11 protein-coding genes are annotated in these 13,855 nt (G+C 66.3%); 10 read left to right on the top strand and 1 reads right to left on the bottom strand.

Annotated features, from left to right (window positions below; all coding sequences use genetic code 11):
- The first annotated feature begins 174 nt into the window (after positions 1-174).
- The 6 genes from U742_RS0112125 (at position 175) to frc (U742_RS0112100) (ending at position 7,250) form a co-directional block, all read left to right on the top strand.
- Positions 175-876, top strand: a complete 702-nt coding sequence (locus U742_RS0112125) for a GntR family transcriptional regulator (RefSeq protein ID WP_029353347.1) — start codon at positions 175-177, stop codon at positions 874-876.
- Between the two features lie 425 nt (positions 877-1,301).
- A complete protein-coding gene (locus tag U742_RS0112120; RefSeq protein WP_029353345.1) occupies positions 1,302-2,027 on the top strand; it encodes a GntR family transcriptional regulator in 726 nt (241 codons plus the stop codon).
- Between the two features lie 212 nt (positions 2,028-2,239).
- Positions 2,240-3,976, top strand: a complete 1,737-nt coding sequence (gene oxc, locus U742_RS0112115; protein WP_029353343.1) for an oxalyl-CoA decarboxylase — start codon at positions 2,240-2,242, stop codon at positions 3,974-3,976.
- 114 nt (positions 3,977-4,090) lie between these two features.
- Positions 4,091-5,368: a formyl-CoA transferase gene (frc, locus tag U742_RS0112110; RefSeq protein WP_029353341.1), complete on the top strand. Its 1,278-nt coding sequence runs from the start codon at positions 4,091-4,093 to the stop codon at positions 5,366-5,368.
- A gap of 74 nt (positions 5,369-5,442) precedes the next feature.
- Positions 5,443-5,877 carry a PAS domain-containing protein gene (locus tag U742_RS0112105; RefSeq protein ID WP_029353339.1) on the top strand — a complete coding sequence of 145 codons (435 nt, stop codon included), beginning with the start codon at positions 5,443-5,445 and terminating at the stop codon, positions 5,875-5,877.
- Positions 5,878-5,999: 122 nt separating this feature from the next.
- On the top strand, positions 6,000-7,250 hold the full coding sequence (gene frc, locus U742_RS0112100; protein ID WP_029353338.1) for a formyl-CoA transferase: 1,251 nt from the start codon (positions 6,000-6,002) through the stop codon (positions 7,248-7,250).
- A 376-nt stretch (positions 7,251-7,626) separates the two neighbouring features.
- On the opposite strand, the gene U742_RS0112095 is transcribed toward frc (U742_RS0112100), so the two are convergent.
- Complete coding sequence (locus U742_RS0112095; protein WP_029353336.1) at positions 7,627-8,442, bottom strand: IclR family transcriptional regulator; 816 nt, start codon at positions 8,440-8,442, stop codon at positions 7,627-7,629.
- 439 nt (positions 8,443-8,881) lie between these two features.
- Here U742_RS0112095 and gcl point away from each other — a divergent pair, with 439 nt between their 5' ends.
- The 4 genes from gcl to U742_RS0112075 all read left to right on the top strand — a co-directional run bounded on the left by gcl (position 8,882) and on the right by U742_RS0112075 (position 13,851).
- On the top strand, positions 8,882-10,648 hold the full coding sequence (gene gcl / locus U742_RS0112090; RefSeq protein WP_029353334.1) for a glyoxylate carboligase: 1,767 nt from the start codon (positions 8,882-8,884) through the stop codon (positions 10,646-10,648).
- Between the two features lie 142 nt (positions 10,649-10,790).
- Positions 10,791-11,576: a 2-oxo-tetronate isomerase gene (gene otnI, locus U742_RS0112085; RefSeq protein ID WP_029353332.1), complete on the top strand. Its 786-nt coding sequence runs from the start codon at positions 10,791-10,793 to the stop codon at positions 11,574-11,576.
- A gap of 46 nt (positions 11,577-11,622) precedes the next feature.
- A complete protein-coding gene (locus U742_RS0112080; protein WP_029353331.1) occupies positions 11,623-12,510 on the top strand; it encodes a 2-hydroxy-3-oxopropionate reductase in 888 nt (295 codons plus the stop codon).
- 363 nt (positions 12,511-12,873) lie between these two features.
- Positions 12,874-13,851, top strand: a complete 978-nt coding sequence (locus tag U742_RS0112075) for a 2-dehydropantoate 2-reductase (protein ID WP_029353330.1) — start codon at positions 12,874-12,876, stop codon at positions 13,849-13,851.
- Positions 13,852-13,855: the final 4 nt, after the last annotated feature.

Raw genomic sequence — 13,855 nt, 5'->3', positions numbered from 1 at the left:
CACCCTCCGGAAATCTCGCCGTATCAGGGGGTTCGGTGCCCGCGCGACGATGGGCGCATGGACATTCCGTATATATTATATGATCCTGCGATCCGGTTGCGCCTATGAGGAATCACGCGCGCGATCCACGATGAGACCGCACGGAAAGTGCGCCCAACGCCAAGGAGCCGCCCCGTGGAAGCTGCAGATACCCAGACGAGACTGAACATCGCCCCTCTGGCGGCGAACACCAGCCTGCGCACCCTCGCCTATGACGCCATCAAGAAGGCGATCACCGAAATGGACCTGTACGGCCAGGATAGCGAGATCCGGCTGGACGAGCGGCAGCTCTCACAGGACCTCGGGGTCAGCCGCACGCCGATCCGCGAGGCGCTGACCGTGCTGGAGCAGGAGGGCTTCGTCCGCTCGGTGCCCCGCCGCGGCATCTTCGTGGTGCGCAAGTCGAAGCGCGAGATCATCGAAATGATCATCGTCTGGGCCGCGCTCGAGAGCATGGCGGCGCGCCTCGCCGCGACCCGCGCCAGCGACCGCGAGCTGGCCGGCCTGCGCGACATGTTCCACGACTTCGAGGCCGAGGCGCCGGCCGAGCACATGAACGAGTACTCGGACGCCAATATCCGCTTCCACCAGACCATCATCCGCCTCAGCAACTGCGCGATGATCGCCGAGATGACGGCGAATCTGTTCATCCATATCCGCGGCATCCGCGCCGTTTCGGTCCGGCAGGAGAACCGCTCCGAGCGCTCGCTGCAGGAGCATCGCGCCATCATCGCCGCGCTCGTCGCCCGCGATGCCGATCTCGCCGAGAAGCTGGTGCGCGAGCACACGCTGGGCCTCGCCGCCCATGTCGAGAAGCACGGCAAGTTCCCGACCTGAACGACCTGAAGCCTCGCCCCTTCGGGCTTGCCGAGCCGCGCCCCGCGATGCCGGACGCGGCAATGCGCTGATTCGCCCGCAGTCCGCCGCCGTTCACCTTTCAGGATGCCGGCTGGCGGACAAGCGGGCCGCCGCAGCCGGTCCCGATCCCCGCTTTTTCAGCCGCAGACGGGCTGCCCCTGGGGTGTCATTCAAATTTCGTGAATGTCGCTTTCAGCAACTCGCCACTGCGCAAAAATGTGGTATATTGCATACGGAATTTCGATAACTCATTCTTTTCCTGAGGCAATGTCGGCAATCGGCATTCCCGCAAACGCAAGGAGAAGGGGAGCAGGTGAAAACCCGCCGGTCAGATTGACACCCTGGTATTTGGTATGCCAATGTCCGCCGGAAATTTCCCGCGGACGTTCGCAGAGGACGCCCTGGTGAGCAGCAAGGCAGTTGTGAACAAGCGCTGGCAAAGCGGCGACAATGGCCTCGCCATCGAGCGCCTGCCGGTCAAGGAGAGCTTCAAGAGCCGAGCCTACTCGGCCATCAAAGAAGCCATCACCAACATGAACATCTACGGTTCGGACGAGCCGCTGCTGCTCGACGAACGGGACATCTCCGAGCGTCTGGGCGCGAGCCGGACGCCGGTCCGCGAGGCGGTCGCGATGCTGGAGCAGGAAGGCCTGCTCCGCGCCGTTCCCCGGCGGGGCATATTGGTGGTGCGCCGGACCAAGGCCGAGATCATCGAGATGATCGAGGCATGGGCGGCGCTGGAAAGCATGGCGGCCCGCATCGCGACGAGGCGTGCGAGCGACGAGGCGATCGCCGAGTTGCGGGCCTATTTCAAGGAGTTCGATCTTTCCCGGATCGAGCGCGACCGGTGTGACGAATATTCCTCCGCGAATATTGCCTTCCACCAGGCGCTGATCCGGCTGAGCGGCTCCAGCATGCTCGCGTCGATGACGGAGAACCTGTTCCTTCATGTCAGGGCCATCCGCCATCGGACGATCTTCGAGATGGACCGGGCGCAACGTTCGGCGGCCGACCATCGGGAGATCATCATGGCCCTCGAGGCGCGGGACGCGGACCGCGCCGAGCGTCTGGTCCGCGACCATACGCTCCGCCTGGCGAGGTATGTCGAGGACCATGTGGACCTCGATTAGGGCGTTCCCGCCCGGCACGTTCGGCCGGACGGGATCGAGCTGATCGGGGGACGGAACGGGCGGCGCATGCCGCAAAGGAACGGGAAGGCAAGGCTGGGAAGCTGCGTTCAAGCCGGCGGGGAGACAACCGCCAAAGGACGCCGCGGATCGGCCACCGCCTTCCAAGAATGACAGCGAAACGGTGCAGACAAAGATCTCCGGGAGGATACGGGATGTCCGCAATAGCTCAGATGATTGATCCGGTCGCCGACGTAGAGCAGGAGCTGACCGACGGCTTCCACCTCGTCATCGATGCCCTCAAACTCAACGGCATCGACACGATTTACGGCGTGCCCGGCATTCCGATTACCGATCTCGGCCGCATGGCGCAGGCCGAAGGCATCCGGGTGGTCTCGTTCCGCCACGAGCAGAACGCCGGCAACGCCGCCGCGATCGCCGGCTTCCTCACCAAGAAGCCCGGCATCTGCCTCACCGTCTCGGCGCCCGGCTTCCTCAACGGCCTGACCGCGCTCGCCAACGCGACCACCAACTGTTTCCCGATGATCCTCATCTCCGGCTCCTCCGAGCGCGAGATCGTCGACCTGCAGCAGGGCGACTATGAGGAGATGGATCAGCTCGCCATCGCCAAGCCGCTCTGCAAGGCCGCCTTCCGCGTGCTGCACGCCGCCGACATCGGCATCGGCGTCGCCCGCGCCATCCGCGCCGCGGTCTCCGGCCGTCCCGGCGGCGTCTATCTCGACCTGCCCGCCAAGCTGTTCTCGCAGGTGATGGACGCCGAGGCCGGCGCCAAGTCGCTGGTCAAGGTCATCGACGCCGCCCCCGCGCAGCTCCCCGCCCCGTCCGCCGTGAAGCGCGCGCTCGACGTGCTCAAGGCCGCCAAGCGCCCGCTGATCATCCTTGGCAAGGGCGCCGCCTATTCGCAGGCCGACGAGGAGATCCGCACCTTCGTCGAGAAGTCGGGCATTCCCTTCCTGCCGATGTCGATGGCCAAGGGCATCCTGCCCGACACCCATCCGCAGTCGGCGGGCGCGGCGCGCTCCACCGTGCTGAAGGACGCCGACGTCGTGCTGCTGGTCGGCGCGCGCCTGAACTGGCTGCTCTCGCACGGCAAGGGCAAGACCTGGGGCGATGCCCCGAAGAAGTTCATCCAGATCGACATCGAGCCCAAGGAAATGGACTCGAACGTCGAGATCGTCGCCCCGCTGGTCGGCGACATCGGCTCCTGCATCTCGGCGCTGCTCGCCGGCATCGACGGCTCCTGGCAGGCCCCGTCCACCGAATGGACCGGCGCGATCAACGCCCGCAAGGAAGCCAACATCGCCAAGATGGCGCCGAAGCTGATGAAGAACTCGGCGCCGATGGACTTCCACTCCGCGCTCGGCGCCCTGCGCACCGTCATCAAGGAGCGCCCAGACGCCATCCTCGTGAACGAAGGGGCCAACACGCTCGACCTCGCCCGCGGCATCATCGACATGTACGAGCCGCGCAAGCGCCTCGACGTCGGCACCTGGGGCGTGATGGGCATCGGCATGGGCTTCGCCGTCGGCGCGGCGGTCGAGACCGGCAAGCCGGTGCTGGCGGTCGAAGGCGACAGCGCCTTCGGCTTCTCCGGCATGGAGGTGGAGACGATCTGCCGGTACAACCTGCCGGTCTGCATTGTCATCTTCAACAATAACGGCATCTATCGCGGCACCGACACCGATCCGACCGGCCGCGATCCCGGCACCACCGTCTTCGTCAAGGACTCGCGCTACGACAAGATGATGGAAGCCTTCGGCGGCGTCGGCGTGCACGTCACGACCCCGGACGAGCTGAAGCGCGCCGTCGACAAGGCGATGGACTCCGGCGTTCCGACCCTCATCAACGCGGCGATCGACCCGGCGGCCGGCAGCGAGAGCGGCAATATCGGCAGCCTCAACCCGCAGAGCGTCGTGAAGAAGAAGTCCTGATCCCGACACAGCGGGCGAGGTCCGCCTCGCCCGCGCCGTGCCGACCAGAACGTGCCTCAATCAAAACAAGAAACGGTTTGTCAAACCGCGCGGTACCAAAGGAGAGGAAGACCTATGGGCAAGGCACTCGACGGAGTCCGCGTCCTTGATTTTACCCACGTCCAGTCCGGCCCGACCTGCACGCAACTGCTGGCCTGGTTCGGAGCGGACGTGATCAAGGTGGAACGTCCGGGCGAAGGCGACGTCACCCGCGCGCAGCTACGCGACGTCCCGAACGCCGACAGCCTCTATTTCACCATGCTGAACTCGAACAAGCGTTCGATCACGCTCGACACCAAGAACCCGGAGGGGAAGAAGGTGCTCGAGGAGCTGGTGAAGGCCTGCGACGTCATGGTGGAGAATTTCGCTCCCGGCGCGCTGGACCGCATGGGCTTCACCTGGGAACGCATCCAGGAGCTGAACCCGCGCATCATCCTCGCCTCGGTCAAGGGCTTCGGTCCCGGTCCGTTCGAGGACTGCAAGGTCTATGAGAACGTCGCCCAGTGCACCGGCGGCGCGGCCTCGACCACCGGCTTCCGCGATGGCCTGCCGATGGTCACCGGCGCGCAGATCGGCGATTCCGGCACCGGCCTGCATCTCGCGCTCGGCATCGTCACCGCGCTCTACCAGCGCACGCTGACCGGCCGCGGCCAGAAGGTACTCTGCGCCATGCAGGACGCGGTGCTCAACCTCTGCCGGGTGAAGCTGCGCGACCAGCAGCGCCTGCAGCGCGGCCCCTTGCGCGAATACAGCCAGTATGGCGAGGGCATCCCGTTCGGCGACGCGGTTCCCCGCGCCGGCAACGATTCCGGCGGCGGCCAGCCCGGCCGCATCCTGAAATGCAAGGGCTGGGAGCAGGATCCCAACGCCTACATCTACTTCATCACCCAGGGTCCGGTCTGGGGGAAGATCTGCGACATCATCGGCGAGCCGACCTGGAAGACCGACGCCAACTACGCGACCCCGGCGGCGCGCCTGCCGCACCTCAACGAGATCTTCACCCGCATTGAGGCGTGGACGATGGCCCATACCAAGTATGAGGCCATGGAGATCCTCAACGAGGTCGACATCCCCTGCGGCCCGATCCTCTCGATGAAGGAGATCGCCGAGGACGAGTCGCTCTACGCCACCGGCACGCTGGTCAATGTCGAGCATCCCGGGCGCGGCACCTATCTGACCGTCGGCAACCCGATCAAGCTCTCGGACAACGACGTGCAGGTCGAGCGCTCGCCGCTGCTCGGCGAGCATACCGACGAGGTCCTGGCCGAGGTGCTCGGCTTGGAGGCCGCGCGGATCGCCGAGATCAAGGCGTCCGGCGCGGTGGGCGAGCCCCTGCGCCAGGCGGCGGAGTAGAGGAGACGACGGCGCCGGCGCGCGCCCGCTCTAGCGATGGCGGAGGAGCGGCCGGCAGCGGTTCTGGAAAGTGCATGGCCATGCGGACATCGGTCGATCTGAACCAGCTCGTCGCGGCGGTCGGAGACGCAATCGTCGTCTCCGACCCCGCCGGCGATATCGTGCTTTGGAACGCGGCGGCCGAGCGGATCTTCGGCTTCAGCGAGGCCGAGGCGCTCGGGCAGTCGCTCGACATCATCATCCCGGAGCGGCAGCGGGCACGCCACTGGGAGGGGTATCGCGAGACCATGGCGAGCGGCCAGACCCGCTACGGCGAGTCGGTCCTGCGGGTGCCGGCGCTGCGCAAGGACGGCGCGCCGCTCTCCATCGCCTTCACCGTGGCGCTGCTGCATGCGCCGGACGGCACGGTGAGCGCGATCGTCGCGCTGGTCCGCGACGAGACCGAGCGCTGGAACGAGGAGCGCACCCTGCGCCGCCGCCTCCGCGAACTGGAGGAGAAGGCCGGGTGAGCTCCTCTGGAATTTTTTGTACCACCGGAGCTAAGGTGGCTTAATCACCAGCCGGCCGGCATTGGAACGGGAATGCCGGCCGAGAAGACGACGTCAAACGCTTAAAAGGGAAAACACCTGAGATGACCAAGCCGCTTGAAGGGATAAAGATCATCGACTTCACCCACGTGCAGGCGGGCCCCGCCTGCACGCAACTGCTCGCGTGGTTCGGCGCGGACGTCATCAAGGTGGAACGTCCCGGCGCCGGCGACGTCACGCGCTCGCAGCTCCGCCATGTGAAGGACGCCGACGCGCTGTACTTCACCATGCTGAACTCGAACAAGCGTTCGCTGACCCTCGACACCAAGACGCCGCAGGGCAAGGAAGTCCTGACCAAGCTCATCAAAGAATCGGACGTCATGGTCGAGAATTTCGGCCCCGGCGCGCTCGACCGCATGGGCTTCACCTGGGCGCACATCCAGGAGCTCAACCCGGGCATGATCCTCGCCTCGGTGAAGGGCTTCTCGGACGGTCACCACTATGAGGACCTGAAGGTCTACGAGAACGTCGCGCAGTGCGCGGGCGGCGCCGCTTCCACCACCGGCTTCTGGGACGGCCCTCCGACCGTGTCCGCCGCCGCGCTCGGCGACTCGAACACCGGCATGCACCTCGCCATCGGCATCCTCACGGCGCTGCACCAGAAGAACAAGACCGGCAAGGGCCAGAAGGTCGCCGTGTCGATGCAGGATTCGGTTCTGAACCTCTGCCGCGTGAAGCTGCGCGACCAGCAGCGCCTCGATGCGCTGGGCTATCTCGAAGAGTATCCGCAGTATCCGCACGGCGAGTTCTCGGACGTGGTGCCGCGCGGCGGCAATGCGGGCGGCGGCGGCCAGCCGGGCTGGGTGCTGAAGTGCAAGGGCTGGGAGACCGACCCGAACGCCTATATCTACTTCACCATCCAGGGCCATGCCTGGGCGCCGATCTGCAAGGCGCTGGGCAAGCCGGAATGGATCGACGATCCGGCCTACAACACCGCGATCGCCCGCCAGGACAAGATCTTCGACATCTTCGCCTTCATCGAGAACTGGCTCTCGGACAAGACCAAGTTCGAGGCGGTCGACATCCTGCGCAAGTTCGACATCCCCTGCTCGCCGGTGCTGTCGATGAAGGAGATCGCCAACGACCCGTCGCTGCGCGCCAGCGGCACCGTGGTCGAGGTCGATCACCCGCAGATCGGCAAGTACCTGACCGTCGGCTCGCCGATCAAGTTCTCGGACATGACCGTTGAAGTCACGGCCTCGCCGCTGCTCGGCCAGCACACCAACGAAGTGCTCGCCGACCTCGGCTATTCGCAGGAAGAGATCTCCGCCCTGCACGACGCCAAGGCGGTGTGATTTCGCCTCCTTGAATTCGGCGCGGCGGCCGTCATCGGTCGCCGCCGCAAGCGCCCGTTCGCCGACGTTCGCGCCGGCGTTCTCCCGGAGCGGAACGCTTCGGGACATGCCCCGAAAGCGTCGCAAGACGCCGGACGGTCACGTCTCGCGAACGTTCGGTTCCTCCTAGGCGACTCAAATGCCGGCGCTGCGACGCCGGCATTTTTTTGTTCAGATGAATCTCGTCGCTGAATGGACAGCGTCATCCCGGAACGGCCATGAGGCCGTATCCGGGATCGCGTGCCGAAGGAGGCACGGCCGGTCGCAGACGATCCCGGCGCGGCGCCCTACGGGCTTGGCCGGGATGACAGCTTTTGGATACAGAGGGCTGGCCCCCTCAAAGCCCCGAATAGCGCGTCGTCAGCCGCCGCGCCGCCTCCCGCACGCGGGCGCCGAGATCGGCGATCCGCTCGGGCGGCATGCGCACCGTGGGCGCCGAGATCGACAGCGCGCCGATCGGCTCCTTCCATTCGTCGAGCACCGCGGCGGCGACGCAGCGCATGCCGGGCGTGTGCTCCTCGTCGTCGATCGAGTAGCCGCGCGCGTCGATCGACGCGAGGTCGGACTGCAGCGCCCGCCGGCTGACATGGGTGTGCTCGGTGTAGCGCTCGAGCTGATCCGAGCCGAGCCAGGCGCGGCGCGCCTCCGGCTGCATGGCGGCGAGGATCGCCTTGCCGCCGCCCGAGGCATGGATCGGCATCCGCCCGCCGATGCGGAAGAAGGCGCGCACCGCCGCGTGGCTCTCCACCTGCGCGACGCAGATGAGCTCCGCGCCGTCGATCAGCGAGAGGTTCACCGTCTCGTTGACCGCGTAGGAGAGCTCGCGGATCTGGGTGCGGGCGATCTCCGGCAGGCGCCGGATGCGCAGATAGGCCGAGCCGATGCGGAACATGCCGAGCCCGACCATCCAGTGGCCGGTCGCCGGATCGTGGCCGACCAGCCCGCGCCGCTCCAGCGTCGTCAGAAGCCGGTGGACGGTCGAGGTCGGCAGCTCGGCGCGGCGCGCCACGTCGCTGAGCGTCATGCCGTCGGTCGCCGCCAGCACCTCCATCAGCGTGATGGCGCGGTCGAGCGACTGCACCTCGCCGCCGCTCTCGGTGGCGCCGGTGCTGGAAGGGCGGCCCCGCCGGCGGATGGTCACGGCCTCGTTCATCGGCTTCGCGTCCTCGTTCGCGAAAAAGTGGCAGGCGGCGCGCAACCCGCCCGCCATAATGCTGATTAGCATATAAGGCGCATCGTGAGCTTTTTCGCAAACTAGAAATCAATTCCGTATTGCGGAAATGATTTCTGCGTGGCATGGTCCCGCCAACTTCGGAAGCGTCCGGGGCAAGCTTTGCTGCCTCTCGTCGGCGCCCGCTCCGCGCGACGGCCGCATGCGGCCGGAACCCGGGCCGGCTCCGCCCCCGCGAGACACGCCACGGGCGCATGTTCGCAGGATGATTCGCGAGGCTCTTCGCGAGATCGCTGCGGACCCGGAGGCGGGATTTTCGAACGCGCCAGACATGGCTTCCGGGCATCTGCCTCCAAGGGCCGCCGCAAGGCGGCTGCCGGCACCCGGACGCCGACGACAAGGGCGACGAGGAGGACTGGCCATGGCCAAGATGCGTGCCGTCGATGCTGCAATCCGGATTCTTGAGAAGGAAGGTGTGACCACCGCCTTCGGCGTGCCCGGCGCGGCGATCAATCCGCTTTATTCCGCCATGCGCGCGCGTGGCTCGATGCGCCACATACTGGCGCGCCACGTCGAGGCCGCCTCGCACATGGCCGAGGGCTATACCCGCGCCAAGGCGGGCAATATCGGCGTGTGCATCGGCACCTCCGGCCCGGCCGGCACCGACATGATCACCGGCCTCTACTCGGCCGCCGCGGATTCGATCCCGATCCTGTGCATCACCGGCCAGGCGCCCCGCGCCCGCCTCTACAAGGAAGACTTCCAGGCCGTCGACATCGAATCGATCGCCAAGCCGGTCGCCAAGTGGGCGGTGCTCGTCCGCGAGCCGGCGCTGGTGCCGCAGGTGTTCCAGCAGGCCTTCCACGTCATGCGCTCCGGCCGCCCCGGCCCGGTGCTCATCGACCTGCCGCTCGACGTCCAGCTCGCCGAGATCGAGTTCGACGAGGACACCTACGCCCCGCTTCCGGTCTACAAGCCGCTCGCCACCCGCAAGCAGGCCGAGAAGGCCATCGCCATGCTGAACGAGGCGGAGCGTCCGCTCATCGTCTCCGGCGGCGGCGTGATCAATGCGGATGCCTCCGACCTGCTGGTCGAGTTCGCCGAGCTCACCGGCGTGCCGGTCATCCCGACCCTGATGGGCTGGGGCACCATCCCCGACGATCACGACCTGATGGCCGGCATGTGCGGCCTGCAGACCTCGCACCGCTACGGCAACGCGACGCTGCTCGCCTCCGACTTCGTGTTCGGCATCGGCAATCGCTGGGCCAACCGCCACACCGGCTCGGTCGACGTCTACACCAAGGGTCGCAAGTTCATCCATGTCGATATCGAGCCGACCCAGATCGGCCGCGTCTTCGGCCCGGATCTCGGCATCGCCTCGGACGCCGGCGCGGCGCTGAAGCTCTTCATCGAGGTGGCCAAGGAATACAAGGCCGCCGGCAAGCTGAAGGACCGCTCGGCCTGGGCGCAGGAATGCCTCAACCGCAAGAAGACGATGCTGCGCAAGACGCATTTCGACAACGTGCCGCTCAAGCCGCAGCGCGTCTATGAGGAGATGAACGAGGCGTTCGGCCGCGACACCCGCTATGTCTCGACCATCGGCCTCTCGCAGATCGCCGGCGCGCAGATGCTGCACGTCTACAAGCCGCGCAACTGGATCAATTGCGGCCAGGCCGGCCCGCTCGGCTGGACCCTGCCCGCCGCGCTCGGCGTGCGCGCGGCCGATCCGGACGCCGAGATCGTGGCGCTGTCGGGCGACTACGACTTCCAGTTCCTCATCGAGGAGCTGGCGGTCGGCGCCCAGCACAAGCTGCCCTATCTCCATGTGGTCGTGAACAACTCCTATCTCGGCCTGATCCGTCAGGCCCAGCGCGGCTTCAACATGGACTTCGAGGTCTCGCTGGCCTTCGAGAACATCAATGCCGAAGAGAATGCCGGCTATGGCGTCGACCACGTCGCGGTGGCCGAGGGCCTCGGCTGCAAGGCGGTGCGGGTCACCTCGCCGAACGAGTTCAAGGACGCCTTCGTCCGCGCCAAGGCGCTGATGAAGGAGCATCAGGTTCCGGTGGTGATGGAGTTCATCCTCGAGCGCGTCACCAACATCGCCATGGGTGCCGAGATCGACGCGGTCAACGAGTTCGAGGAAGTGCTCGACGTTCCGCTCGACAGCGTCAAGGAACCGGCCTGAGGTTCCGGACGGGGAGCAAGGCGCTTCCCGTCCGCTCGCTTTCGTCCTAACGACGAAAGCCGCCGCTATAGATCGGCGCGGGACGCGCCCCGCCACGTCCCGTCACTCTCGTCTGCTTGTTCATCACGTTCAGGAGCGGTCCATGCCCCGTTTCGCCGCCAATCTCACCATGCTCTTCAACGAGGTGCCCTTCCTCGATCGCTTCGAGAAGGCTGCCGCCGCCGGTTTCGCCGGCGTGGAGTATCTTTTCCCCTATGATTTCTCCCCCGAGGAGCTCGTCGCCAAGCTCAAGGCCAACGGCCTGAAGCAGGTGCTGCACAATCTCCCCGCCGGCAACTGGGGCGGCGGCGAGCGCGGCATCGCCATCCTGCCGGACCGCGTCGACGAGTTCCGCGCCGGCGTCGACAAGGCGATCACCTACGCGACCGCGCTCGGCTGCCCGCAGGTGAACATCCTCGCCGGCATCGTCCCCGCCGGGGCCGACCGCGAAATCCTGCACAATACCTTCGTGAACAACCTGAAATACGCCGCGCCGCGCATCAAGGACGCCGGCCTGAAGCTGCTGATCGAGCCGATCAACACCCGCGACATCCCCGGCTTCTTCCTGAACTACACGAAGCAGGCCAAGGCGATCATCGAGGAGGTCGGTTCCGACAACCTCTTCATCCAGTACGACATCTATCACATGCAGATCATGGAGGGTGACCTCGCCCGCACCATCGAGGCCAACCTCCCGCTGATCGCGCACATCCAGCTCGCCGACAATCCGGGCCGCAACGAGCCGGGCACCGGCGAGATCAACTATCCCTTCCTGTTCCGCCATCTCGACGCCATCGGCTACACCGGCTGGGTAGGCTGCGAGTACAAGCCGAAGGGCGACACCGGCGCCGGCCTCGGCTGGATCAAGACGCTCAGCGCCGCGGCGTGACAGCGCCGAACAAGAAACATTCACCTGGGAATCGCGAGGAACGAAAATGAAGGTCGGATTTGTCGGTCTCGGCATCATGGGCGCGCCGATGGCGGGCCATCTCATCGACGCGGGCCATGAACTCTATCTCTACGACATCAAGCCGGTTTCGGCGGAGCTGACCGGCAAGGGCGGCGTCGCCTGCGCCAGCGGCACCGAAGTCGCCAAGAACGCCGACGTCATCATCACCATGGTGCCCGATACCCCGCACGTGGCGGCGGCGCTGTTCGGCGAGGGCGGCATCGCGGCGGGCCTGACCCCCGGCAAGATCGTCGTCGACATGTCCTCGATCGCGCCGGTCGAGACCAAGGAGTTCGCCAAGAAGATCAACGCGCTCGGCTGCGACTATCTCGACGCCCCGGTCTCCGGTGGCGAGGTCGGCGCCAAGGCGGCCTCGCTCACCATCATGGTCGGCGGCCCGGACGCCGCCTTCGAGACGGTGAAGCCGCTGTTCGAGAAGATGGGCAAGAACATCACGCTGGTCGGCGGCAATGGCGACGGCCAGACCACCAAGGTGGCGAACCAGATCATCGTGGCGCTGACCATCGAGGCGGTCGGCGAGGCGCTGCTGTTCGCCTCCAAGGCCGGCGCCGATCCGGCCAAGGTGCGCCAGGCGCTGATGGGCGGCTTCGCCAATTCGCGCATACTCGAGGTGCACGGCGAGCGCATGGTGAAGCGCACCTTCGCTCCGGGCTTCCGCATCGAGCTGCACCAGAAGGACCTGAACCTCGCGCTGAACGGCGCCCGCCAGCTCGGCCTCGCTTTGCCGGCGACCGCGCTCGCCCAGCAGCTCTTCAGCGCCTGCGCGGCGCATGGCGGGGCGGCGTGGGACCACTCGGCGATGGTGAAGGCGCTCGAGCTGCTCGCCAACCACACGGTCGCCCCCGACGCGTGAGCTGATACCCGCGGGCGTCGGATGCAACATCCCGATGCTACGTGGTAAATTCTAATTACCAAGCACCTACCGCACCCCGGCAGATGAAACATCTCTGCCGGGGTAGTCTTTTGATGTCTCGGCGAGACAATTGTTCTGGCCTTTACGCCGTGGACATCGCCATCCTTTGCCGACATAACCTTGAACCTGTCGGCAGGTCCGGCGTTCAACAGGCAACGTAACCCGCGTAACGCGCGACGTATTATCACGGAGCCCTATTCGCACTTGACGAACGCCGAAATCCGCTCAATCATGGCATACAAAATACCAATATAAGAACTCCGACGTGTCACAGGCAATGCGCGGCGGTTGAGGAGGGAGCCCATGAAGGTATGCATTTACGGCGCCGGGGCGATCGGCGGTTATGTCGGCGTCCAGCTCAAGCGCGCGGGCGTCGACGTCAGCCTGGTGGCGCGCGGCGCCCATCTGGCGGCGATGAAGGCCAACGGCCTCAAGCTTCTGATCGACGATGAGGAGCGGGTCGAGCACATCCCCTGCTCGGACAATCCGGCCGAGCTCGGCCCCCAGGACTACGTCATCGTCGCGCTGAAGGCCCATTCGGTGCCGGGCGTGGTCGATGCCATGCAGCCGCTGCTCGGCAACGACACCGCGGTCGTCACCGCGGTCAACGGCATCCCCTACTGGTATTATTATAAGCACGGCGACCAGCTCGAAGGCCGCACGCTCGAGAGCATCGATCCCGGCGGCAAGCAGTGGAACGGCCTGCGCCCCGAGCGCGCCATCGGCTGCATCGTCTATCCGGCGACCGAGGTGGTCGAGCCGGGCGTCATCAAGCACGTCTATGGCGACAAGTTCCCGCTCGGCGAGCCGTCCGGCGAGATCACCGAGCGCGTCACCAAGCTGTCCGAGGCGTTCGCCGCCGGCGGCATGCGCGCCCCGGTGCTGCCGAACATCCGCGACGAGCTGTGGCTGAAGCTGTGGGGCAATCTCTGCTTCAACCCGATCAGCGCCCTCACCCACGCCACCCTCGACACCATCGCTTCGGACCCCGGCACCCGCGCGGTCGCCAAGGCGATGATGCTGGAGGCGCAGGAGATCGCGATCCAGTCCGGCGTGAACTTCCGTGTCGGCGTCGAGCGGCGCATCGACGGCGCCGGCGCGGTCGGCGCGCACAAGACCTCGATGCTGCAGGACCTCGAACGTTCCCGCCCGATGGAGATCGATCCGCTGGTCACCGTGGTTCAGGAAATGGGCCGGCTCGCCGGTATCCCGACACCAACCATCGACATCGTGCTCGCGCTGGTGCGTCAGCGCGCGCAGATCGCCGGCTGCTACAACTGAGTTC

The sequence above is a fragment of the Allobosea sp. 117 genome (assembly GCF_000702305.1).
Taxonomy (GTDB): Bacteria; Pseudomonadota; Alphaproteobacteria; order Rhizobiales; family Xanthobacteraceae; genus Ancylobacter.
The sequence above is the reverse complement of the archived record's forward strand: the minus strand, read 5'-3'. Positions and strand labels throughout refer to the sequence as shown.

What these genes read in the sequence shown, in the direction of transcription:
- otnI (WP_029353332.1), top strand. Translation starts at nt 10,791, where the DNA reads ATGCCCCGTTTCGCCGCCAATCTCACCATGCTCTTCAACGAGGTGCCC.
- gcl (WP_029353334.1), top strand. Translation starts at nt 8,882, where the DNA reads ATGGCCAAGATGCGTGCCGTCGATGCTGCAATCCGGATTCTTGAGAAG.
- U742_RS0112075 (WP_029353330.1), top strand. Translation starts at nt 12,874, where the DNA reads ATGAAGGTATGCATTTACGGCGCCGGGGCGATCGGCGGTTATGTCGGC.
- oxc (WP_029353343.1), top strand. Translation starts at nt 2,240, where the DNA reads ATGTCCGCAATAGCTCAGATGATTGATCCGGTCGCCGACGTAGAGCAG.
- frc (WP_029353338.1), top strand. Translation starts at nt 6,000, where the DNA reads ATGACCAAGCCGCTTGAAGGGATAAAGATCATCGACTTCACCCACGTG.
- frc (WP_029353341.1), top strand. Translation starts at nt 4,091, where the DNA reads ATGGGCAAGGCACTCGACGGAGTCCGCGTCCTTGATTTTACCCACGTC.
- U742_RS0112105 (WP_029353339.1), top strand. Translation starts at nt 5,443, where the DNA reads ATGGCCATGCGGACATCGGTCGATCTGAACCAGCTCGTCGCGGCGGTC.
- U742_RS0112080 (WP_029353331.1), top strand. Translation starts at nt 11,623, where the DNA reads ATGAAGGTCGGATTTGTCGGTCTCGGCATCATGGGCGCGCCGATGGCG.
- U742_RS0112095 (WP_029353336.1), bottom strand. Translation starts at nt 8,442, where the DNA reads ATGAACGAGGCCGTGACCATCCGCCGGCGGGGCCGCCCTTCCAGCACC.